Genomic DNA, 20,889 nt, shown 5'->3' with positions numbered 1-20,889 from the left:
GACTACTGCACTGCTGGTGGATCACCGACTCCTGAGCGGATCTCTTGCACCGTCCATTCGCTGGCCCCGGGCGTGCCGCCGCGCTAGAGCGGCGAGGTCTGCTGCGGTTGGGCCAGGGAGGACGTAGCCTGCGCTGGATCGCACCCGAGCCGGCGGCACTGCTGGGTCACCCATAGAACATGCACACCGAGAATGCCTGACTCGCGCTGAGATGGCCGCGAGCACGCAACCCGTCGACCGGGTACCGACGCTGAATAACGCGTAATACAGCCGAATTTCAGCGGGGCGAGATGCTCGGCTTGAGCGCTTCGAAACTGCGGGCGCGCAGGGCTCCCAGCCACAGGCCCGTGCCGTAAGCCACGTCGTCGAGACGTTTATAGGCCACGTAACGCAGCGGATCGAGGCCGCCGGAATCGCGATGGGTGAACCAGTCGGCCAGTCCGTCGGCCAGTGCCATGGTGACGGCGATCTTGCGGATGCGGCTCGACGCGATGACGGCCAGCAGCGTCACCGGCCAGTAGTCGCGACACATCGCCGAAGCCAGTCGCCACATGCCGGCGAAGTAGCCGCGGGCAAGGTAGACCGCGGCGATTCTGGTGGGGTTGTCGAGTTCGGTGAACACGCGGCGCAGTCGGACCAGGGCCGTGGCGAGAGTGACGAGTCCGCCTAGCAGGCCCCATTTCGACAGGGTCGCGAACAGCAGACTGGCCAGCACGGTCCACGTCGGTACCGACAGCGGGGAGACCAGACCCGAGTGGCGTTTGCCCAGCGGTGCGGCGCCGGTGCCGTAGAACAGTTTTCGGCCGAACCAGGCACGGAAGGCCACCCGGTGATCGTGGGCGACGTGCGCGGCGGGCTCGTAGCGCAGCCGCCAGCCCGCGCGTTCCAGCCGCCAACACAGGTCGACATCCTCGGCCACCTGCATCGACTCGTCGAATCCGCCTTCGGCCAACAACGCCGCGCGCCGGGCCAACAGCGCCGCGCTGGGCACATACGACACGATCCCGCGCGCGTGCACTGCCGACTCGCGACGACCCAAGTCCAGCGACGAGCGAGTGTGCTCGTAGCGGGCCAGCGCGTTGGATTCCTTGTCCAGCGCCACGATCCGCGGCGCGACCAACGCGACCTGCGGATCACTGAAATGTCCGAGCATGACCTCGAGCCACCCGCTGCGCGGCACCACATCCGAATCCAGGAACGCCACGAACCCCGTTGTCGCCGCCTTCGATCCGGCGTTGCGCGCAGCCGCGGGGCCCAGCGGAGATTCGTGACGGATCACCGTCACCTGTCCACGACCCTGCCGCGGCGGGATGCGCACCGGCTCGTCGGAACCGTCGTCGACCACGATCACATTGTGTCCGCGCAGAACCGCGAGCAGACGCATGAGCCCGTCGGCATTGTTGTACAGCGGGATGACCACGGTGACATCGTCGAGCGAGGGTTCCAGGCGCGGACGCGGGTTGGCCACACCGGAATCGAGCAGGCGGCGGGCCACGATCGCGGACTTGCTGTCGGTCACCTCCAGGTATCCGTCGCCGATCAAGTCGGCGGCCTCCGGGGCCAAGCGCAACATCCGGGCGGGCGACCCACCGATCAGGATTCGACCCCCGGAAAACGCTCGCACCCGTGGATCGATCCGTACCCCGAAGCCGTCGGGCAGACGATCATGGCGCATTCCTCGCATGCTATTCGCACTCGAGCTCCCAGACATCATCACCCCAGAAAAAAGGAGGAAAGTCTGCGGAAAATGCCGCCGTGACCGGTTGCCGGACGCGTCAACAAGATCGGCAGCGCATTTCCGGCAACCGGTTCGGAACTAGCCCAGCGGACTCTCGTTGCACGCCTTGGCCGGTGGACGTTTCACCGTCAACGGCAACGACACTCGCGTCTTCGCGCGGACCGGACGCGAATGGTCAACCGCGGGGCGCGGAATGGTGCGTCCCGGTGCCGTAAGAGCCGCTTCGCCGTAGCCCTGCACGCATTCGGGATCGGGTCCGTTGGCGGGCAGGCCGGTGAAGAACTTCGCAGCCATGCAGCCACCGCGGCAGGAGTCGTAGTGCGAGCATTTCGTGCACGCGCCACCGTCGACCGGTTCGCGCAGTTCCGCGAACAGCGGTGAATGGGTCCAGACCTCGTCGAAACCGCCGTCGGCCACGATGTTTCCGGCCTTGAAACGGTCGTGGATGGCGAACGGGCAGGCGTAGACGTCGCCGACCGGGTCGACCAGGCAGACCACCCGGCCCGCGCCACACATGTTCAGGCCGGGAAGCGCCGAGCCGAAAGCCGACAGGTGGAAGAACGAGTCGCCGGTGAGCACGCCTTCGCCGTTGGCCACGAGCCAGTCGTAGAGCTCGCGTTGCTGTTCGGGCAGGGGGTGCAGTTCGTCCCAGACGTCCGCGCCGCGGCCGGACGGACGCAGCCGGGTCAGGCGCAGGGTGGCGCCGTATTTGTCGGCGATGGCCTTGAATTCGTCGAGCTGGGAGATGTTGTGGCGGGTGGCCACCACCGACAGTTTCGCGTCCTTGAAACCGGCGTTGTACAGGTTCGACAGTGCCTTGATCGCGGTGTCGTACGAGCCGGGGCCGCGCACGGCATCGTTGACCGCGGCGTCGGCACCATCGAGGGAGATCTGCACGTCGACGTAATCGCTGGCCGCCAAACGCGCCGCGACCTCTTCATTGATGCGAACGCCGTTGGTGGAGAACTTGACCCCCACATTGTGCGCGGTGGCGTAATCGACCAGTTCCCAGAAATCCGGGCGCACTGTCGGTTCGCCGCCGCCGATATTGACGTAGAAGATCTGCATGCGTTCGAACTCGTCGATCAGCGCCTTGCACTGTTCGGTGCTCAGCTCGTCGGGATCGCGACGGCCCGACGACGACAGGCAGTGCACGCACGACAGGTTGCACGCGTAGGTCAGTTCCCAGGTCAGGCAGATCGGGGCGGCCAGACCGGATTCGAAGCGGTCGATCAGCTTGCCGCCCTGCGGTTCACCGGTGGCGACCAGGGCAAGCGGTGCCTCGGTGACCGGGCCGGGCGCGGGCACGATCATGTCGGTGTCGGCCAGCTGCGCGAGCGCCTTGATGTGCATATCCGAGGCGTCGATGCCCTTGGCGTGCAAGGCGGAACGCACGGAGGGGTGCGCGGGCAGCGAGCGGACCACGTCGACCAGGTCGCGGCTTTTCAGAAAAGACAGCTTGCGGGTGCCGAAGTGGTACAGCAGCGCGCCGAAGGACTCCGGGCGCAGCGAGACCCTCGGGTGCAGCGTCCAGCGGGTGTCCAGATCGAGCATGGTCAGTACACGCCGCACATGCCGTCGATGCTGACCTCTTCGATCAGCGTCTCGGTGACCAGGTCCTCGTCGGATTCGACGGTGGCGGGCGTGGTGTTCTCGGGCATGACTACCTCCAGGTGTGTTGCCGGTCACCTCGGACCTTAACGTCAGTGACTGCCATAAAGGGCGGGATCGGAAAATCTTTCTCTGCGCACACCCAGCCCACACCGGGTGCGAACCCCTCTAGACTTCCCCCGATGGGCAAGGGGCTGATCAGCCCAGTGGCACTACAGGTGAGGCACAGGCTTGCGTAACCATGGTGGGGCGGGCGCTAGTTCGACACTGTCCGAGGCTGAGATCGTCGACGCGGCACTCAAAGTGGTGCGCGAGGACGGTGTCGAGAAGCTGTCGATGCGGCGGCTCTCGCGCGAGCTCGGGGTTTCGCCGATGGCGCCCTATTACTACGTCGCCGACAAACGAGAGCTGCTGGATCTGGTCGCCAGCGCCGCGCTGGTGGGAGTGCGCAAGCCGCCGCGCGAGTCCGGCCCGTGGCAGCACCGCCTGCGCGATCTGATCGATCAGATAGACGATAAACTGCGCACGCATCCCGGCCTGGGCGACATCTTGCTCGAGCAGATGCTCGGCAAGCAGCTCGACCTGATCGAGGCCGTGATGGAGATCCTGTTCGACGCGGGCTTCTCCGACCGAAACGTGCTGGCCGCCTACGCGACCATCCACACCTACCTGTTCGGCCGCAGCAGAGTGAATCCGCGCGACCGTTCCGCGCCCGCGGACGTGCTGCTGCCCGAGGCGGTGGCCCGAGCCACGAAGTACATGTCCGACCTGCGCGGCAAGTACTCCTACGACTTCGGCATGGAGGTGCTGGTCGCCGGACTCGAGGCGCAGCTTGCCCTGCAGGCGCGTCCCGGCCTAACATAAAACTGAAACACGTTCTAGTTTTGCGAAAGAGGACGACATGACCACAGTCGAGGTTCCGCACGGCTCACGATCGGTGGTGCTGCGGGTCGCCGCGGTGATCGCCGAAACCGCGGACACCCACTCCGTGGTCTTCGAGGTGCCCGCCGACCTGCGCGAGCGCTTCACCTACTCCCCCGGCCAGTTCCTGACCCTGCGGATTCCCAGCGACCAGACCGGGTCGGTGGCGCGGTGCTATTCGCTGGCCAGCTCGCCGTTCACCGACGACCTGCCGAAGGTGACCGTGAAGCGCACCGAGGGCGGGTACGGGTCGAACTGGTTGTGCGACAACATTTCCGCCGGTGACCAGCTCGAGGTGCTGCCGCCTTCTGGCGTGTTCACACCCAAGGATCTGGACGCCGATCTGCTGCTGTTCGGAGCGGGCAGCGGGATCACGCCGGTCATGTCGATTCTGAAATCGGCGCTGTCACAGGGTGGCGGCAAGGTGGTGCTGATCTACGCCAACCGTGACGCCGGGTCGGTGATCTTCGCCGATGAACTGCGCGAACTCGTGGGCAAGTATCCGCAGCGGTTGACCGTGGTGCACTGGCTCGAACCGCTGCTCGGGCTGCCCACCGCCGACATGCTGGCCGGACTGGTCGCGCCCTACACCTCCTACGAGGCGTTCATGTGCGGGCCGAAACCGTTCATGGATCTGGTGCACGACGCGTTGGCCTCGCTGGACGTGCCGCGCACCCGCACCCACGCCGAGGTGTTCAACTCGCTGGCCGGTGACCCGTTCGAAGACCACGCGCCCATCGAGGTGTCCGAAGCAGAGGCCGCCGACGCCGCGGTGGTGCAGGTCGAACTCGACGGCCAGGTGCACGAAATGTCATGGCCGCGCAAGCAGACGCTGGTCGACATCATGCTCGACAAGGGCCTCGACGTGCCCTACTCCTGCCAGGAGGGTGAGTGCGGGTCGTGCGCCTGCACCGTCCTGGAAGGCAAAGTGGAGATGGCCAATTCGGAAATCCTGGATCCCGAGGACATCGAGAACGGGTACATCCTGGGCTGCCAGGCGCGGCCGGTGACCGATCGGTTGAAGATCCAGTTCTAACGCATGGATCGGTAGGCGGCGCGCTGATCCGGGTCGAGGTTCTCGGTGGCGTAACTCAACGCGGTGCGGCCCAATGCGGGGGCGTTGCTGTTGAGGAAATCCGTCAGCGCGGCCGGGTCGACGCGTTTGCCTACTTCACGCAACATCCAGCCCAGTGCCTTCTGGATCAGGTCGCGGTGGTCCTCTTTGAGGATCGTGGCCAGTTCCAAGGTGGTACTCGGGTCGCCCGCCTTGATGAAGGCGAAGGTGGACAGCAGCGCCACCCGGCGTTCCCACAGTGAATCCTGTTGCGCCAGTTCGACAAGCAGGGCACGGTCCTTGTCCAGCAGCCAGGCGCCGAGGACGTGTTCGGCGGAGGAATCGACCAGGTCCCAGTTGTTGACTCGGCCTCTCTTCACCGCCGCCAGATACAGATCCACCGCTTGTTTGCGGGCTTTCTCATCCATGGCGCGAGGCTTGGACGCGGCGGCGAAGTGGGCGTTCAGGATGAACAGCGCGGCCAGACGTTCCTCGTGAAAGGGGCTGTCGAGCAGTTCGTCGATCTGCGAAAGCGGCAGCGTCGCAAACCTTTTCGCCACACCTCTGGTAGCGGGCACGCGAATGCCGAGGAAGATGTCGCCCTCGCCGTATTCGCCGGGACCGGTTTTGAAGAAGCCTTGCTGATGATGGGCGTCAGTGGGGTTCGCCAGGTCGGCGAGAGCCTTGCGCACCTGTGTAGCCGTAGGATTTTCGGACACAATGCGCCCCTTCGGGTTCAACTCGGCAGGGCGCCGAGAAGTCTTCCTGATTCGAAAGTCGCCGCACCGGACGGCAATTCGCCCGGCCTGCCACTGGTGCGCACGGTGACGGTGCCGGTGCCCGTGGTGGGGCGGCCCAGTTCGTCCATCTTGCGCACGGTTTGGGCGGCGACGGCCTCCGCGCTGTCGAACAGGCGGACGCCGTCGGGCAGGGCCTCGACGATGGCGTCGATGACCAGCGGATAGTGGGTGCAGCCGAGGACCACGCCTTCGACGTCCGCGGGGGTGCGGGCGGCGGAGTCGGCGATCGACGCGCGGATCGCCGCCACATCGCCGCGGTCGATGGCGTCGGCCAGGCCGTGGCAGGCGACGCCGACCACGTCGGCGTCACCGCCGAAGCGGGCGATCAGATCGGCTTGATAGGGGCTGTCCGTGGTGGTCGCGGTCGCCCACACCGCCACCGACCGGCACTGGGCCGCGGCCGGCTTGATCGCGGGCACGGTACCGATCACCGGCACCGACTCCCCGACTGCGGCCCGCGCGTACTCCAGCGACGTGACGCTTGCGGTATTGCACGGCAGCACGATCACCTCGGCGCCGAGTTCGACCGCCTGCCGTGCCGTGGCGACCACCCGGTCGACCACCCACTGCTCGGGCTTGGGCCCCCACGGTGCGTTGTCGGGGTCGAGCATCAGCAGCAGATCGACATCGGGTCGCAGCTTGCGCAACCACGCAGCAGTAGGCAGCAGGCCGAGGCCGGAATCGATGAGCGCGACGATCACAGTGTCCACCGTATTACAGGGCCACACCGTGACCACCATTCGCGCTGTTGGTCAGATGATCACCAGGCTGTGAGGGATTTTCGCTCTCGCGCGATGTTTGCGTGAAAGCCTGGTGATCACTTGACCATCAGCTGATCGCGGACAGCAGGTCGGCGACCGGGGTGGGGGTGGCCAGTTTGGCGCGCAATTTCATCACCTGGGCGGTCATGCCCGCGCCGATGACGGCGGTGAGGATGCCGTCGCGGGAGTAGTAGGCGAGGAATTTGCGGCCGTCGTCGGTGACGATGGTGACGTCGTCGGCGGCGGAGGGGGTGCCCAGCGCCTGGATCTTCACGTCGTACTGGTCGCTCCAGAAGTACGGGACCCGGGTCATGGTCGGGGGTGCGCCGCCGAACAGGGCCGTGACCACCAGTTTCGCCTGCTCGCCCGCGCTGCTCCAATGTTCCACGCGCTTGCGGGTGCCGTCGTGCTGCCAGGCGGCCACGTCGCCGACGGCCCAGACGGCGTCGGCGTTCGTCCGACCCACCTCGTCGGCGATCACGCCACCACCATCGGCCTTCTCGGCCAGTTCGATGCCCGAGTCGGCGAGGAAGTCCGTGACCGGGACCGAACCGACACCGACCACGACCAGGTCGGCGTCGATCTCGGTGCCGTCGGTGAGCACGGCGCCGCACACGCGGCCCGCATCGTCGGCGCGCAGGGTGTCGACGCCGACGCCGCAGCGCAGATCGACCCCTTCGTCGCCGTGCATGCGCGCGACCAGGCCGCCGATCTGCTCACCGAGGACCGCGGCCAGCGGGGTCGGCTGGGGTTCCACCAGGGTGACCTCGACTCCGGCGGCCCGGAAGCTGGCGGCCAGTTCACAACCGATGAAACCGGCACCGATGATCACCGCACGGTTCGCGCCGACCAACTCGGCGCGCAGGGTTTCGGCGTCCTCGTGCGCACGCAGCACGTGCACACCCGCCACCTCCGACAGGCCGGGGATTCGCCGCGGCCGCAGACCGGTCGCGATGATCAGCTGGTCGTACTCGACAGTGCTGCCATCGGCGAGGGTGATCGCGCGCGCGGCGGTATCCACCCCGGTCACCGCGGTACCGAGACGAAGCTCGATGTTCTTGTCCGCGTAGAACTCCGGCGGACGCAGCGCCGTGTCATCGGTCTCCCCGCGCACGAACTGCTTCGACAACGGCGGCCGATCATAAGGCGGCCGCGTCTCGTCCCCGAGCAACACCACCCGACCCTCATACCCGGCCCGACGCAGTTCCTCCGCCGTCCGCAGGCCTGCCAGCCCTGCTCCGACGATCACGATGGGCGCACTCATATGTGTCCTCTCGGCCCGCGCGGTCACCGACCGCACCATGCCATGCTCTGCTGTGTCGCGGACCACTACGGCCCTAGATGTTTGTACCAGTGCAACGGCCCAGCTGTGCTGCCCACCTCGTAACCAGACGCCGCGACCACCGAGCCATCGACCGCCTCAGATGCAGATTCCGGGTCAGACAGATTCAACGAGGTCGGTGACATCCGGATGTGTGGCAACCAGGCCTTTGTCGAAGGTAACCAACCGTCCCCGATTCGACCGCGCCAGCGCGGCTAGATACGCGTCGGTCACCTGACGATGCACGATGACGCTTCCCATCTCGACTCCCGCAAACGGAATCGAATCCGGCCAGAATTCGTGCCGCTCGTGCCGCGAAAGACCTTCGAGGGCCTTCAACGCGGCACCGGAAGTCTGCCCTTCACGCAGAAGTAGCCGCAAGAGACTGCCTTCAGTGATCGGACAGGTTGCGAACTTGACCGACGACCCTGCGAACCATTCCTCGGCTGCATCATGATGCGAGTGATCGGTAACGACCAGCGCGATCAGCACATTGGCATCGAGCAGCGCAGTCACTCATCCTCCAGCGAACGAACGTCCTCCGAGGTGACAACCTTCCCCAGCGTGATCGTCGGGAGCCCGGTCCGCTCACTCTCGGACACAACACCTTGGCAACCCTGACCACCCTGGTTGAGACCACGACGCACGAGGAGCGCGACAGTCTGATTGAAGCTGCGGCGCGTGTCGCGCGCGATGGCCATGGCCTGAGCATGCAGGTCGTCGGGGAGATCGATCGTAGTGCGCATAACAACGAGACTAGCATCACTCGCATCATGATGCTAGGTATCGAGTATCGCCCAGGTGCTCACGGCGAGCCTCGTCCGACTCAGCCGATCCTGGCTCGACCGGCTCGCGCTGCGGACTCACGCGCAGGATGCGGATGGCGGTCAGGCCGAGGGCGGTGCCAGTCGTCGGTCCCTCGGCTGGTCAGAGACGAACCGGAGCAACCCCACGCTCGGGTTCTCACGCTACTCACCTCCCTCGGCGACACGATGCCCGCCGTGATCCTCGGGCGCCGTGGTGATGTGCTCGCCTGGAATCGGGCCGGGCACGCGTTGGTCGCCGAGCACCTCGATTTCAGCGCACCCGAGGACCCCGCCCATCGTCCGCGCAACAACTTCCGGCCGTAGTCGAGGAATAGACCGACCGGTGGCGCCGCACTGGCGACGCCACCGGTTTCGATCAGCTACCCGCGATGATCGCCCCTGCCGCACCCGGCGGGACGGGGGCGTAGGAATCGAACACCATCGAATAGTTCGCTCGGCCACGGGTTTTCGAGCGCAGGTCCCCGATGTAGCCGAACATCTCCTGGAGGGGGGTCAGCGCGCGGATGACATGCGCGCCACCCCGTTCCGTGAGCTCGGTGACCCGGCCGCGGCGGGCGTTGAGGTCACCGATCACCTCGCCGACGTACTCCTCCGGCGTGACGACCTCGACGGCCATCACCGGTTCGAGCAGCACCGGCTTCGCCTTCGCGATCGCCGCGCGCACCGCCGCCGCGCCCGCCAGACGGAACGCCAGTTCCGACGAATCCTGCACGTGAGCGGCGCCGTCGAGCAGCGTCACCTTCACGTTCACCAGGGGGAAGCCGGCGAGCGTGCCGACGCGCAGCGCGTCCTGCGCGCCCGCGTCCACCGGCGGGATGTACTCCCGTGGCACACGTCCGCCGGTGACCCGGCTCTCGAACTCGTAGATCGCGTCGTCATCGGCCACGTGCGGTTCCAGCGCGATCACCACCTTGGCGAACTGCCCGTGCCCACCCTGCTGCTTGCGGTGGGTGTATTCGAACAGATCGACTGCGGCGGTGATGGTTTCGCGGTAGGCCACGCGGGGGGCGCCGATGTCGGCGTCGACCCGGAACTCGCGTTTCATCCGGTCGACCAGGATCTCCAGATGCAGTTCGCCCATGCCGCCGATGACCGTCTGGCCGGTTTCGGCGTCGACGTGCACGGTGAACGTCGGGTCCTCGTCGGCCAGGCGGGCCAGGGCGGTGCCCAGCTTGTCCTGGTCGGCTCGGGTCCTCGGTTCGATCGAGACGGCGAGTACGGGGTCGGGGAACGTCATCGACTCCAGCACGACGGGGGCTTCCCGGTCGCACAGGGTGTCGCCGGTTCCCGTCGCCTTCAGGCCGATCACGGCACAGATCTGCCCGGCCTGCACCCGCTCGACGGCGATCTCGGTGCTCGAATGCATCTGGAACAGCTTGCCGAGGCGCTCCTTTCGTCCATTGGTCGAATTCAGTACGGTCGCACCGGGTTCGGCGGTACCGGAGTACACCCGCAGGTACACGAGCTTGCCGAAGAACGGGTGCAGCGCGACCTTGAACGCCAGGGCCGCGAACGGCTCGGCGATCTCGGGCGCGCGGTGGATGTGCTCGCCCTCCGGCGAGAATCCGTGCACGGCAACGACATCCAACGGCGACGGCAGGTAGTCGACGACGGCGTCCAGCAGCGGTTGCACGCCGATGTTCGCCAGTGCCGAGCCGCACAGGACCGGGTAGGCCTGTGCGTCGATCGTCATCCGCCGGATGGCGGCCTTCAGCATGTCGGTGGTGATCGGCTTACCCGCGAGGTAGCGCTCCAGCACGTCCTCGTCGGCTTCGGCGACCGCCGCCTCCAGCGCCTCGCGATGCTGGAAGGCCTTGGCACGCAGGTCTTCCGGTATCTCGATGGTCTCGAAGTGGGTGCCACGGTCGGTGTCGCCACGCCACACCTTCGCGGTCATCTCGACCAGGTCGATGATCCCCTCGAACTCACGCTCGGCACCGATCGGCAGCTGAATCACCAACGGGCGCACCCGGAGTCGCTCCGCGATGGTCCGCACGGTGAACGCGAAATCGGCACCGAGCTTGTCCATCTTGTTCACGAAACAGACGCGCGGGACGCCGTACTTGTCGGCTTGACGCCACACCTGCTCCGATTGCGGCTCCACGCCCTCCTTGGCATCGAACACCGCGACCGCACCGTCGAGCACCCGCAGCGAACGCTCCACCTCGACGGTGAAGTCGACGTGGCCGGGGGTGTCGAGGATGGTGATCTGGTGCTCGTTCCACCAGCAGGTGGTCGCTGCGGCCGCGATGGTGATGCCGTGCTCACGCTCCTGGATCATCCGGTCCATCACGGCGGTGCCGTCGTGCACCTCACCGAGGGTGCGGGTGACGCCGGTGTAGAACAGGATTCGTTCGGTGGTGGTGGTCTTGCCCGCGTCGATGTGGGCGGCGATGCCGATATTGCGTATTCGGGCGAGATCGATTCTGGTCATGGGAATCCCCCAGGCTGGTTCTGGTCGATGGATCGACGCTCGCCTGTCGGGCGTTCCGGGAACGGCACGGGCGTCGGATCACGCGGCGCCGCACCGGCGCCTCATGACCCGATGCGAACTAGAACCGCGGCTGCGGAAGTGCTGTAACCATGGGTCAAGTTCTACGCGACCGAATGCTGTCTGTCGACAGGTTTTTCGCGCTCCGGGCATAAACGCGCGCACATCACAGTTCGTCCCAACGAGCAGCCCCGCCACCCCAAGGAGCCCACCGATGCCCGAAACCCCCCTCGACCTGCACGCCCTCATCGCCGACTCCCGCCTCGGCATCCTCGCCACCATCAAATCCGACGGCCGCCCCCAACTCTCCCCCGTCACCCCGTACTACGACCGCGCCGCCGGCATCATCTACGTCTCCATGACCGAAGGCCGCGCCAAAACCATCAACCTGCGCCGCGACCCCCGCGCCGCCCTCGAAGTCACCAGCCCCGACGGCTGGTCCTGGGCCACCGCCGAAGGCACCGCCACCTTGACCGGCCCCGGCACCGACCCGAACGGTCTGGAAGTCGAGGCACTGGTCGACTACTACCGCGCAGCCGCAGGCGAACACCCCGACTGGAACGAGTACCGCGAGGTCATGGTCGCAGACCGCCGCGTACTCATGGCACTGTCCGTGGAGCACGTCTACGGGGCCAGGATTCGCTGATCCTGCTGTCCGCCAACGGCTCTCAGCGCTTTGCCAAAGATCCTCGGTAGTTTGGCGAGCAGCACATTCGTTCTTCAGCAGGCAGGAGAAGCCGTTGATTCAGGAATCGTTGTTGCGTCGGGGATTGCGGGGGATGAACGCCGGGGTGGTGGCGTTGGCTGAGGCTCCTGTCGTCGGGAAGTTCCTGGGTAAGTCGTTCGCGCAGATCAGTTATGTGGGTCGGCGTTCCGGGCGGACGTTCACCACGCCGGTGAACTATCGGCGTTCGGGCGAGGAGTACGTCATCGGGGTTGCGATGCCCGACAAGAAGAAGTGGTGGCGCAACTTTCTCGACGAGGGTGGCCCGGTCACCCTGCGCATCGGCGGCGTCGACCATGCCGGCCACGCGGTTGCCCATCGGGATGCCAAGGGACGGGTCACCGTCCGCGTGCGGCTCGCCGCGGCCGACTGACCCTCGGTGGAAACGCCGAACGGCGCCGCTCCCGGGGGAGCGGCGCCGTTCAGGTTGTGCAGTGGGTCTTACAGACTCACTTGATGATCTTCGTGACGCGACCGGCACCGACGGTGCGGCCACCTTCGCGGATCGCGAAGCGCAGGCCTTCGTCCATGGCGACCGGCTGGATGAGCTTGACGGTCATCTCGGTGTTGTCGCCGGGCATGACCATCTCGGTGCCCTCGGGGAGGGTAACGACGCCGGTCACGTCCGTGGTACGGAAGTAGAACTGCGGGCGGTAGTTGTTGAAGAACGGGGTGTGGCGGCCGCCCTCGTCCTTCGACAGGATGTACGCCTGGCCCTCGAACTCCGTGTGGGGAGTCGTGGTGCCCGGCTTGACGACAACCTGGCCACGCTCGACATCTTCACGCTTGATGCCACGAACCAGCAGGCCGACGTTGTCGCCCGCCTGGCCCTGGTCGAGCAGCTTGCGGAACATCTCGATGCCCGTGACGGTGGTCTTGGTCGACTTCTCCTTGATGCCGACGATTTCCACCTCCTCGTTCACGTTGACGATGCCGCGCTCGATACGACCGGTGACGACGGTGCCACGACCGGTGATCGTGAACACATCCTCGACGGGCATCAGGAACGGGAGTTCGGTCTCGCGGACCGGCTCCGGGATCGAGTCGTCGACGGCCTGCATGAGCTCGACGATGGACTCGGCCCACTTCTCGTCGCCCTCGAGGGCCTTCAGGCCGGAGACGCGCACGACCGGCGCATCCTCGTCGAATTCCTGCGAGGCCAGCAGTTCGCGGACCTCCATCTCGACGAGCTCGAGGATTTCCTCGTCCTCGACCATGTCGGACTTGTTCAGCGCGACCAGGATGTAAGGCACGCCGACCTGACGGGCGAGCAGCACGTGCTCGCGAGTCTGCGGCATCGGGCCATCGGTGGCCGCGACGACCAGGATGGCGCCGTCCATCTGGGCCGCACCGGTGATCATGTTCTTGATGTAGTCCGCGTGGCCCGGGGCGTCGACGTGCGCGTAGTGGCGCTTGTCGGTCTGGTACTCGACGTGGGAGATGTTGATCGTGATACCACGAGCCTTCTCCTCCGGCGCCTTGTCGATCTGATCGAACGCGAACGCGGCGTTCAGATCCGGGAACTTGTCAGCCAGCACCTTGGTGATCGCTGCAGTCAGCGTGGTCTTGCCATGGTCGACGTGACCAATGGTGCCGATGTTGACGTGCGGCTTCGTCCGCTCGAACTTCGCCTTCGCCACTTTGGGTCCTCCTGGACTTGTTGGTGCGTGCATTTGCAGCAGTGCGTGTGTCATCCCCACTGGGGGTGGGGATCGGGGTTTTTATAAGACTGGCGAGCCCTTGCGGTCCAGTGTGCCACTGGACCGCAAGAGGGTTTTATTCGCCGGTCGCCTTGGCGATGATCTCCTTGGACACATTGGCCGGAACCTCTGCGTAGGAGTCGAACACCATGGAGTAGTTCGCGCGACCCTGGGTCCGAGACCGCAGGTCACCGATGTAGCCGAACATCTCCGAGAGCGGAACCAGCGCCTTGACGACACGGGCACCACTGCGTTCCTCCATGGCCTGGATCTGGCCACGGCGGGAGTTCAGGTCGCCGATCACGTCGCCCATGTAATCCTCGGGCGTGATGACCTCGACCGCCATGAGCGGCTCGAGGATCACCGGACCGGCCTTGCGGGCCGCTTCCTTCAGCGCCGCGGAACCGGCGATCTTGAACGCCATTTCCGAGGAGTCGACGTCGTGGTACGCGCCGTCGAGCAGGCTCATCTTCAGGTTCACCAGCGGGTAGCCGGCGAGCACGCCGTACTGCATGGCATCCTGGGCGCCCGCGTCGACAGACGGGATGTACTCACGGGGCACGCGACCGCCGGAGACCTTGTTCTCGAACTCGTAAGCCGCACCGTCTTCGCCGATGAACGGCTCCAAGGCGATGATGACCTTCGCGAACTGGCCCGAGCCACCCGTCTGCTTCTTGTGGGTGTACTCGTGCTTTTCGACCTTCTTGGTGATGGTCTCGCGGTAGGCCACCTGCGGCTTGCCGACGTTGGCCTCGACCTTGAACTCGCGACGCATACGGTCGACGAGGATGTCGAGGTGGAGCTCGCCCATGCCGCCGATGACGGTCTGGCCGGTCTCCTGGTCCAACTTGACCGAGAACGTCGGGTCTTCGCGGGCCAGCTTCTGGATCGCGGTGCCGAGCTTTTCCTGGTCGGACTTGGTCTTGGGCTCGATCGAGACCTCGATGACCGGGTCCGGGAACGTCATCGACTCGAGGACGACCTGGTTCTGCGCGTCGGACAGGGTGTCACCGGTGGTGGTGTCCTTCAGGCCGATGACCGCGTAGATGTGGCCGGCCGAAGCCGTCGCGACCGGCATCTCCTTGTTGGAGTGCATCTGGAACAGCTTGCCCAGACGCTCCTTCTTGCCCTTGGTCGAGTTCACGACCTGGGCGCCGGAGGCAACCTGACCCGAGTACACGCGCACGTAGGTGAGCTCACCGAAGAACGGGTGCACCGCGATCTTGAACGCCAGAGCCGCGAACGGCTCGTCGACGTTGGGCTTGCGGGTGACCAGCTCTTCTTCCTTGTTGGGCACGTGGCCGGTGGTGGCCTCGACGTCCAGCGGGGAAGGAAGGTAGTCGATGACCGCGTCGAGCATGGGCTGAACGCCCTTGTTCTTGAACGCGGAACCGCACAGCACCGGGTACAGCTCGGAGTTGACGGTCATCTTGCGAATCGCGCCCTTGACCTCTTCGATGGTGAGGTCCTCGCCACCGAAGAACTTCTCGAGCAGTGCCTCATCGGACTCGGCGACGGTCTCGAGCAGTTCCTGACGGTACTGCGCGGCCTTCTCCTTGAGGTCCTCAGGGATCTCGACGACCTCGTACTCTTCGCCGAGCTTGGTCTCGCCCTTCCAGACCTTGGCATTGTTCTCGACCAGGTCGACGATGCCCTCGAAATCGTTCTCGGCACCGATCGGCAGCTGGATGACCAGCGGACGAGCGCCGAGGCGATCCTTGATGGTCTGCACGGTGAAGTAGAAATCCGCACCGAGCTTGTCCATCTTGTTCACGAAGCAGATACGCGGCACGTCGTACTTGTCGGCCTGACGCCACACCTGCTCGGACTGGGGCTCGACACCCTCTTTGCCGTCGAACACCGCGACAGCGCCGTCGAGGACACGGAGCGAACGCTCCACCTCGACGGTGAAGTCGACGTGCCCGGGGGTGTCGATGATGTTGATCTGGTTGTCTTTCCAGAAGCAAGTGGTAGCCGCGGAGGTGATGGTGATACCACGCTCCTGCTCCTGCTCCATCCAGTCCATCGTGGCCGCGCCGTCGTGAACTTCACCGATCTTGTACGTGATACCGGTGTAGAACAGGATGCGTTCGGTCGTGGTGGTCTTGCCCGCATCGATGTGGGCCATGATGCCGATGTTGCGGACCTTGTTCAGGTCGGTGAGCACGTCCTGTGCCACGAAATTCTCCCTTGTGCAGTGACGGGCCGGACAATCACCAGCGGTAGTGCGCGAAGGCCCGGTTCGACTCGGCCATCTTGTGGGTGTCCTCGCGACGCTTCACAGCGGCACCGAGGCCGTTGCTGGCATCGAGAAGCTCGTTGGCCAGACGCTCGACCATGGTCTTCTCGCGACGGGCGCGGGAGTAGCTGACCAGCCAGCGCAGCGCCAGGGTGTTGGCGCGGCCCGGACGGACCTCGACCGGCACCTGGTAGGTGGCGCCACCGACACGACGGGGCTTCACCTCGAGGGCGGGCTTGACGTTGTCCAGCGCACGCTTGAGGGTGACGACCGGATCGGTACCGGTCTTCTCACGCGCCTGCTCGAGTGCACCGTAAACGATACGCTCGGCGGTCGACTTCTTGCCGTCCATGAGGATCTTGTTCACCAGCTGAGTGACCAGCGGGGACCCGTAGACCGGGTCGTTGATCAGCGGACGCTTGGGTGCGGGGCCCTTGCGTGGCATATCAGCTCTTCTCCTTCTTGGCGCCGTACTTGCTGCGGGCCTGCTTGCGGTTCTTCACGCCCTGGGTATCGAGCGAACCGCGGATGATCTTGTAACGCACACCCGGAAGGTCCTTCACACGACCGCCGCGCACGAGCACCATGGAGTGCTCCTGCAGGTTGTGGCCTTCACCGGGGATGTAAGCCGTGACCTCGATCGCAGTGGTCAGGCGAACACGCGCGACCTTACGCAGCGCGGAGTTCGGCTTCTTGGGGGTGGTGGTGTACACGCGAGTGCACACACCGCGACGCTGCGGGCTCTCCTTGAGGGCCGCAGTCTTGGTCTTGGTGACCTTGTCGCGGCGACCCTTGCGGACCAGCTGGTTGATGGTTGGCATAGACCGGCTTTCCTTATTGGTAATTGCGCTTGATGTGCAGTGTCTAGCAGTTCATCGAGCTTTCACTCGCACGTCAGACCACGTTTCCGTTAACCCGTGGTCGGGCGTGTCGCCGTGGCGCTCAGTACCTTTTTCAAGGCACGGTGGAACGGTCCGGCCGCTTTCGCTGGCCTACGTTCACGCACGAACTTGCCCGCAGTAATCCGGGCACAGGGATCTACGATACCCGCGTGGCCGATTCGGGGTCAAAGCGGGGGGACCTGTCAAGCGTTCTACCGGGCAAGATCCAGGGTCAGCTCGACCAATTTCGCGGCCGCGGCGCACGGATCGGGGTGTGCGGAGCCGGGTCGGTAGTTGATCCACCAGCCCACCACCCCGACATCGGCGGCCGGGGCGGTGACGCCGCAGGAGTCGTTGTCGCCGGGTCTGCGCACCTGTAGGGCCCTGCGGCCCTGCACGGTGATGTCGCCGGAGTCGTAGCCCAACTTGTCGTTGGTGGTCTTCTCGTTGTTCAGCGTACCCATCTCGTACCAGTTCAGCGTGGCCATGGCCGGGCCGCCGGGGGCGTCCTCGATATCCCACATGCACACGGCGCCGCTGAACGACCCGTCCACACTCTTGGCGTTGCCGACGATCTCGCCGATCTTGTCGTTGGCGACCACTTCGCATTCGCGCAGCAGTTTGTCGAAGTCGGTGTCGATGATCTCGCCGCCGCCGCCCTCCCCCATCGCTCGGGGGTTGCCGTCGATCTTCTGCCCGCAGCCGGCCAACGCGGCGGTGAGGATCAGCGCGACCGCGGCGATCCTGCCCGCCCTCACCGCAACCGTCCTACGGTCAGCTCGGCCAGTTTCCTGGTCCGGTCGCACGGGTTGCCGCCCAGGGCGAACAGGCCCGTGGACATCGACCATTCGAAGAAGTCGTCGTCCAGCTGCACGGCCAGGTCGCACACGGTGCCGCCCGGGTCCAGCGCCATGAAACCCGGACGTCCTGCCACGTCGATGGTTTCCGGCTCGCGCCCCACGCTGGACACCCAGGCCTTCTCGCGCGCGATCGGGCTGCCCCGGTAGGACGCGAAAGTGATACTGGGCGGGGACATTCCGGCCGCCTCCCAGTTGCACCCGGTGGCGTTCTTGAACACTCGCGCGATCTGACTCAGGCCCGCCAGCGTGCGCACTTCGTCATCGGTGACATGGCCGCACTCACCCACGAACGGGCCCAGTGAGGCGACCTTCGGTGGTGGTCGGCGTGGTCCTGTCGGCGTATCGGAGTCGCCCCCCGATCCGCACGACGTCAGCATGACGACCAGGGTCATGCCACAGATGATCGCCGAGGGGATCCGCATGCCATGAACTCTAATGGTTCACCGCACGGCCTCACAGATTGCCGCGAGCCTCCTGTTCGCGTTCGATCGCCTGAAAAAGGGCCTTGAAGTTGCCTTTTCCGAAACCGAGTGAGCCGTGTCGCTCGATGAGTTCGAAGAACACGGTGGGGCGATCGACCAGCGGGCGGGTGAAGATCTGCAGCAGGTAGCCGTCTTCGTCGCGGTCGACCAGGATGCCACGGCGTTGCAGTTCGTCCACGGGCACGCGCACCGCGCCGATGCGGGCGCGCAATTCCGGGTCCTCGTAATAGGTGTCGGGAGTTTGCAGGAATTCCACGCCTTGCGCGCGCAGGGCGTCGACGGTTTCGAGGATGTCGCCGGTGGCCAGCGCGATGTGCTGCACGCCGGGGCCGCGGTAGAACTCGAGGTACTCGTCGATCTGCGAACGCTTGCGGCCCGCCGCGGGTTCGTTGAGCGGGAACTTCACGCGGTGGTTGCCGTTGGCCACGACCTTGCTCATCAGCGCGGAGTACTCGGTGGCGATGTCGTCGCCGACGAATTCGGCCATGTTCGTGAAACCCATGACGCCGCGGTAGAAGTCGACCCAGCGGTCCATCATGCCCAGTTCCACATTGCCGACCACGTGGTCGATCGCCTGGAACACCCGCTTGCTCGGCTCGCGGGTGGAGGTGCGCGCGATATAGCCGGGCAGATACGGCCCGACGTAGCCGGAGCGGTCGATCAGGGTGTGTCGGGTTTCGCCGTAGGTGGCGATGGCGGCCGACCGCACGGTGCCGAATTCGTCTGTCTCGTCGTGGGGTTCGACCAGGACGGTGGCGCCGTGGTCGCGGGCCCAGGCGATGCAGCGGTCCACATCGGGGACCTCGAGGGCGATGTCGACGATGCCGTCGCCGTGCCGGTCGTGGTGCTGCACGAGCGGGCTGTCGGGGTCGACGGCACCGGTGATCACGAACCGCGCGCCCCCACTGCGCAGCACGAACGCCTTGTGGTCGCGGTTGCCGGTCTCGGGTCCCGAGTACGCCTCGAGGCGCATCCCGAACGCGGACTGGAGGAAGTGGGCGCTCTGGGTCGCGTTGCCCACGACCCACACCAGGGCGTCCCACCCGATCACCGGAAACGGATCGACGCTGTCGTCGTGCTCGATCAGCCCGACGAGCTGCTGCTCAATGGTCATGACCAAGGAGAACGCGTCGCGGTGTAGCTGAGCAACTACTTCATGTGCGCCTGAACAGGCTGGCATAAGAAGCCACCGGAATCGGGCAGATGGTGGACAATTTGAATAGCAACCGGACCCGGAGGTCAGCACATGCGCACGCCCGCGAAATTGGACGAACTGGACCTGGCGATCCTCACCGCGATGCACCAGTTTCAGAAGGCCGGGATTCTCGAGCTGTCCCGGCGCACGAAGGTGGCGCGCGCGACGGTGCAGGCGCGGATCAACCGGATGGAGGAATCGGGGGTGATCGCGTCCTACGACCCCCATATCGACGTCACCGCAGCGGGTTTCGATGTGCAGGCGTTCGTGACATTGGAGATCGCGCAGGGGGCGCTGGACACGGTGAGTGCGGAACTCACGGCGATTCCGGGGGTGATCGAGGCGTACGCGACGACGGGCTCCGGGGATGTGCTGTGTCGCATCGGGGCGGATTCACATGCTGGGTTGCAGGCGGTGTTGTTGAGTATCGATTCGACCGGGTCGGTGGTGCGGTCGCACAGCGTGGTGGTGCTGTCGACGGTGGTGGCGCGGCGGACTATGCCGTTGCTGCACACGTTGACCCCGGCCGGGACGGCGAAAGCGCCCGCCTATCGGGATCAGCGCTGAGCGAGCCAGCGCTTGCGCGGTGCCGAGAAGCGATGGCCCCAGCCGTGTACCCCTGAGTGGGCGCTCACTGCCGGGCGAGGCGGGTCAGCAAGCCCTGGACGTGGGCTTCCGCGGCCGCGCGGGCCGAGTCGGCATGGCCGGATTCGAGGGCTTCGACGATGCGGCGGTGTTCGCGCAGGGCTACGCGGCGGTTGCGGGCGGAGCACCACAGGTCGCCGCGGTAGAGGTGGGCTTGGGCTTCCAGGCGGGCCAGTTCGTCGACCACGCAGGCGTTGCCGGAGGCGTCGCGGATGAAGGTGTGGAATTCCAGGTCGAGTTGGGCGTCGCGGGTGGCGTCGGTGGCATCGTCGAGATTGGCTTCCTGAGCGGCGATGATGCCGGTCAGTTTGTCCAGGTCGGCTTCGGTGAGGCGGGTGGCCGCGGCGGCTGCGGCGAGACCGTCGAGGGCGGCGCGGACCGCGAGGACATCGCGGATGCGCTCGTCGTCGACGGCGGCCACCTTGGCGCCCGCGTGCGGTGCGCTCACTGCCAGACCCTCGTAGATCAGCTGCTGTACCGCTTCGCGGACGGGACTGCGACTGACCCCGAGCTTGGTCGCCAGCGCCGGCACGCTCAGCGATTGGCCCGGGGTCAGTTCGCCGGACAGGACCATCTGCCTGATCTGCCGATGGACAGACTGGCCGAGCAGCGAAGAGGTGCTGTCTTCGGTCATCGCAG

At 65.8% G+C, this 20,889-nt stretch carries 23 protein-coding genes; 6 read left to right on the top strand and 17 right to left on the bottom strand.

From position 1 onward, the window contains the following. Positions 1-277: 277 nt before the first annotated feature. The 3 genes from mftF to mftA form a co-directional block, all read right to left on the bottom strand. Positions 278-1,675 carry a mycofactocin biosynthesis glycosyltransferase MftF gene (gene mftF / locus ACFWVD_RS00230; protein WP_379239706.1) on the bottom strand — a complete coding sequence of 466 codons (1,398 nt, stop codon included), beginning with the start codon at positions 1,673-1,675 and terminating at the stop codon, positions 278-280. 141 nt (positions 1,676-1,816) lie between these two features. Further along, on the bottom strand, positions 1,817-3,292 hold the full coding sequence (mftC, locus tag ACFWVD_RS00225; RefSeq protein ID WP_379240920.1) for a mycofactocin radical SAM maturase: 1,476 nt from the start codon (positions 3,290-3,292) through the stop codon (positions 1,817-1,819). Between the two features lie 2 nt (positions 3,293-3,294). Next, on the bottom strand, positions 3,295-3,399 hold the full coding sequence (mftA, locus tag ACFWVD_RS00220; RefSeq protein WP_101468422.1) for a mycofactocin precursor MftA: 105 nt from the start codon (positions 3,397-3,399) through the stop codon (positions 3,295-3,297). A 181-nt stretch (positions 3,400-3,580) separates the two neighbouring features. Here mftA and mftR2 point away from each other — a divergent pair, with 181 nt between their 5' ends. Together mftR2 and ACFWVD_RS00210 are read left to right on the top strand one after the other, a co-directional pair. After that, positions 3,581-4,213, top strand: a complete 633-nt coding sequence (gene mftR2 / locus ACFWVD_RS00215) for a mycofactocin system transcriptional regulator MftR2 (RefSeq protein WP_379239705.1) — start codon at positions 3,581-3,583, stop codon at positions 4,211-4,213. Between the two features lie 37 nt (positions 4,214-4,250). Then, complete coding sequence (locus ACFWVD_RS00210; protein ID WP_379239704.1) at positions 4,251-5,306, top strand: 2Fe-2S iron-sulfur cluster-binding protein; 1,056 nt, start codon at positions 4,251-4,253, stop codon at positions 5,304-5,306. Here ACFWVD_RS00210 and ACFWVD_RS00205 read toward each other — a convergent pair. From ACFWVD_RS00205 to ACFWVD_RS00185, 5 genes are all read right to left on the bottom strand, one after another. Then, complete coding sequence (locus tag ACFWVD_RS00205; RefSeq protein WP_379239703.1) at positions 5,303-6,043, bottom strand: DNA alkylation repair protein; 741 nt, start codon at positions 6,041-6,043, stop codon at positions 5,303-5,305. The genes ACFWVD_RS00210 and ACFWVD_RS00205 overlap by 4 nt on opposite strands. A 17-nt stretch (positions 6,044-6,060) precedes the next feature. Next, on the bottom strand, positions 6,061-6,825 hold the full coding sequence (locus ACFWVD_RS00200; RefSeq protein WP_379239702.1) for a glutamate racemase: 765 nt from the start codon (positions 6,823-6,825) through the stop codon (positions 6,061-6,063). Positions 6,826-6,952: 127 nt separating this feature from the next. Further along, complete coding sequence (locus ACFWVD_RS00195; protein ID WP_379239701.1) at positions 6,953-8,149, bottom strand: NAD(P)/FAD-dependent oxidoreductase; 1,197 nt, start codon at positions 8,147-8,149, stop codon at positions 6,953-6,955. 174 nt (positions 8,150-8,323) lie between these two features. Then, positions 8,324-8,722 (bottom strand): TA system VapC family ribonuclease toxin, encoded by a 399-nt coding sequence (locus ACFWVD_RS00190; protein WP_379239700.1) that lies wholly within the window; start codon positions 8,720-8,722, stop codon positions 8,324-8,326. Further along, complete coding sequence (locus ACFWVD_RS00185; RefSeq protein ID WP_379239699.1) at positions 8,719-8,952, bottom strand: antitoxin; 234 nt, start codon at positions 8,950-8,952, stop codon at positions 8,719-8,721. The genes ACFWVD_RS00190 and ACFWVD_RS00185 overlap by 4 nt, the downstream gene beginning before the upstream one ends. Between ACFWVD_RS00185 and ACFWVD_RS00180 the strand changes: the two genes are divergently transcribed. Beyond that, the gene (locus ACFWVD_RS00180) at positions 8,917-9,336 is read left to right on the top strand and encodes a hypothetical protein (protein ID WP_379239698.1); all 420 of its coding nucleotides are present in this window, start codon (positions 8,917-8,919) and stop codon (positions 9,334-9,336) included. The two genes, ACFWVD_RS00185 and ACFWVD_RS00180, sit on opposite strands and share 36 nt — an antisense overlap. Before the next feature lie 52 nt (positions 9,337-9,388). On the opposite strand, the gene fusA (ACFWVD_RS00175) is transcribed toward ACFWVD_RS00180, so the two are convergent. Next, positions 9,389-11,467 (bottom strand): elongation factor G, encoded by a 2,079-nt coding sequence (gene fusA / locus ACFWVD_RS00175; protein WP_379239697.1) that lies wholly within the window; start codon positions 11,465-11,467, stop codon positions 9,389-9,391. A gap of 271 nt (positions 11,468-11,738) precedes the next feature. Between fusA (ACFWVD_RS00175) and ACFWVD_RS00170 the strand changes: the two genes are divergently transcribed. Continuing rightward, entirely contained in the window at positions 11,739-12,170 is a 432-nt protein-coding gene (locus ACFWVD_RS00170; RefSeq protein ID WP_379239696.1) for a PPOX class F420-dependent oxidoreductase, read from the top strand. 94 nt (positions 12,171-12,264) lie between these two features. Then, complete coding sequence (locus ACFWVD_RS00165; protein WP_379239695.1) at positions 12,265-12,621, top strand: nitroreductase/quinone reductase family protein; 357 nt, start codon at positions 12,265-12,267, stop codon at positions 12,619-12,621. Positions 12,622-12,697: 76 nt separating this feature from the next. Here the strand turns inward: ACFWVD_RS00165 and tuf are convergent, their stop codons facing one another. From tuf to hppD, 7 genes are all read right to left on the bottom strand, one after another. Beyond that, positions 12,698-13,888 carry an elongation factor Tu gene (tuf, locus tag ACFWVD_RS00160; protein WP_379239694.1) on the bottom strand — a complete coding sequence of 397 codons (1,191 nt, stop codon included), beginning with the start codon at positions 13,886-13,888 and terminating at the stop codon, positions 12,698-12,700. A gap of 136 nt (positions 13,889-14,024) precedes the next feature. Then, entirely contained in the window at positions 14,025-16,127 is a 2,103-nt protein-coding gene (gene fusA / locus ACFWVD_RS00155) for an elongation factor G (protein WP_379239693.1), read from the bottom strand. 34 nt (positions 16,128-16,161) lie between these two features. After that, a complete protein-coding gene (rpsG, locus tag ACFWVD_RS00150) occupies positions 16,162-16,632 on the bottom strand; it encodes a 30S ribosomal protein S7 (RefSeq protein ID WP_056814216.1) in 471 nt (156 codons plus the stop codon). A gap of 1 nt (position 16,633) precedes the next feature. Further along, on the bottom strand, positions 16,634-17,008 hold the full coding sequence (gene rpsL, locus ACFWVD_RS00145; RefSeq protein ID WP_194826800.1) for a 30S ribosomal protein S12: 375 nt from the start codon (positions 17,006-17,008) through the stop codon (positions 16,634-16,636). 272 nt (positions 17,009-17,280) lie between these two features. Continuing rightward, on the bottom strand, positions 17,281-17,826 hold the full coding sequence (locus ACFWVD_RS00140) for a DUF3558 domain-containing protein (protein ID WP_379239692.1): 546 nt from the start codon (positions 17,824-17,826) through the stop codon (positions 17,281-17,283). Beyond that, on the bottom strand, positions 17,823-18,350 hold the full coding sequence (locus ACFWVD_RS00135) for a DUF3558 domain-containing protein (RefSeq protein WP_379239691.1): 528 nt from the start codon (positions 18,348-18,350) through the stop codon (positions 17,823-17,825). The genes ACFWVD_RS00140 and ACFWVD_RS00135 overlap by 4 nt, the downstream gene beginning before the upstream one ends. A gap of 31 nt (positions 18,351-18,381) precedes the next feature. After that, entirely contained in the window at positions 18,382-19,524 is a 1,143-nt protein-coding gene (gene hppD / locus ACFWVD_RS00130; protein ID WP_379239690.1) for a 4-hydroxyphenylpyruvate dioxygenase, read from the bottom strand. Positions 19,525-19,656: 132 nt separating this feature from the next. Between hppD and ACFWVD_RS00125 the strand changes: the two genes are divergently transcribed. After that, a complete protein-coding gene (locus ACFWVD_RS00125; protein WP_379239689.1) occupies positions 19,657-20,172 on the top strand; it encodes an Lrp/AsnC family transcriptional regulator in 516 nt (171 codons plus the stop codon). A gap of 64 nt (positions 20,173-20,236) precedes the next feature. On the opposite strand, the gene ACFWVD_RS00120 is transcribed toward ACFWVD_RS00125, so the two are convergent. Then, a complete protein-coding gene (locus ACFWVD_RS00120) occupies positions 20,237-20,884 on the bottom strand; it encodes a GntR family transcriptional regulator (protein ID WP_379239688.1) in 648 nt (215 codons plus the stop codon). Between the last annotated feature and the right edge of the window lie 5 nt (positions 20,885-20,889).

It is taken from the genome of Nocardia sp. NPDC058666, assembly GCF_042714895.1.
GTDB lineage: Bacteria > Actinomycetota > Actinomycetes > Mycobacteriales > Mycobacteriaceae > Nocardia.
The sequence above is the reverse complement of the archived record's forward strand: the minus strand, read 5'-3'. Positions and strand labels throughout refer to the sequence as shown.

Bases quoted from the DNA above. Each gene is read 5' to 3' on its own strand.
- mftF (WP_379239706.1), bottom strand. From the start codon at position 1,675: ATGCGCCATGATCGTCTGCCCGACGGCTTCGGGGTACGGATCGATCCA.
- mftC (WP_379240920.1), bottom strand. From the start codon at position 3,292: ATGCTCGATCTGGACACCCGCTGGACGCTGCACCCGAGGGTCTCGCTG.
- mftA (WP_101468422.1), bottom strand. From the start codon at position 3,399: ATGCCCGAGAACACCACGCCCGCCACCGTCGAATCCGACGAGGACCTG.
- ACFWVD_RS00210 (WP_379239704.1), top strand. From the start codon at position 4,251: ATGACCACAGTCGAGGTTCCGCACGGCTCACGATCGGTGGTGCTGCGG.
- ACFWVD_RS00195 (WP_379239701.1), bottom strand. From the start codon at position 8,149: ATGAGTGCGCCCATCGTGATCGTCGGAGCAGGGCTGGCAGGCCTGCGG.
- ACFWVD_RS00180 (WP_379239698.1), top strand. From the start codon at position 8,917: ATGCAGGTCGTCGGGGAGATCGATCGTAGTGCGCATAACAACGAGACT.
- ACFWVD_RS00185 (WP_379239699.1), bottom strand. From the start codon at position 8,952: ATGCGCACTACGATCGATCTCCCCGACGACCTGCATGCTCAGGCCATG.
- fusA (WP_379239697.1), bottom strand. From the start codon at position 11,467: ATGACCAGAATCGATCTCGCCCGAATACGCAATATCGGCATCGCCGCC.
- ACFWVD_RS00170 (WP_379239696.1), top strand. From the start codon at position 11,739: ATGCCCGAAACCCCCCTCGACCTGCACGCCCTCATCGCCGACTCCCGC.
- rpsG (WP_056814216.1), bottom strand. From the start codon at position 16,632: ATGCCACGCAAGGGCCCCGCACCCAAGCGTCCGCTGATCAACGACCCG.
- rpsL (WP_194826800.1), bottom strand. From the start codon at position 17,008: ATGCCAACCATCAACCAGCTGGTCCGCAAGGGTCGCCGCGACAAGGTC.
- ACFWVD_RS00135 (WP_379239691.1), bottom strand. From the start codon at position 18,350: ATGCGGATCCCCTCGGCGATCATCTGTGGCATGACCCTGGTCGTCATG.
- hppD (WP_379239690.1), bottom strand. From the start codon at position 19,524: ATGACCATTGAGCAGCAGCTCGTCGGGCTGATCGAGCACGACGACAGC.
- ACFWVD_RS00125 (WP_379239689.1), top strand. From the start codon at position 19,657: ATGCGCACGCCCGCGAAATTGGACGAACTGGACCTGGCGATCCTCACC.
- ACFWVD_RS00120 (WP_379239688.1), bottom strand. From the start codon at position 20,884: ATGACCGAAGACAGCACCTCTTCGCTGCTCGGCCAGTCTGTCCATCGG.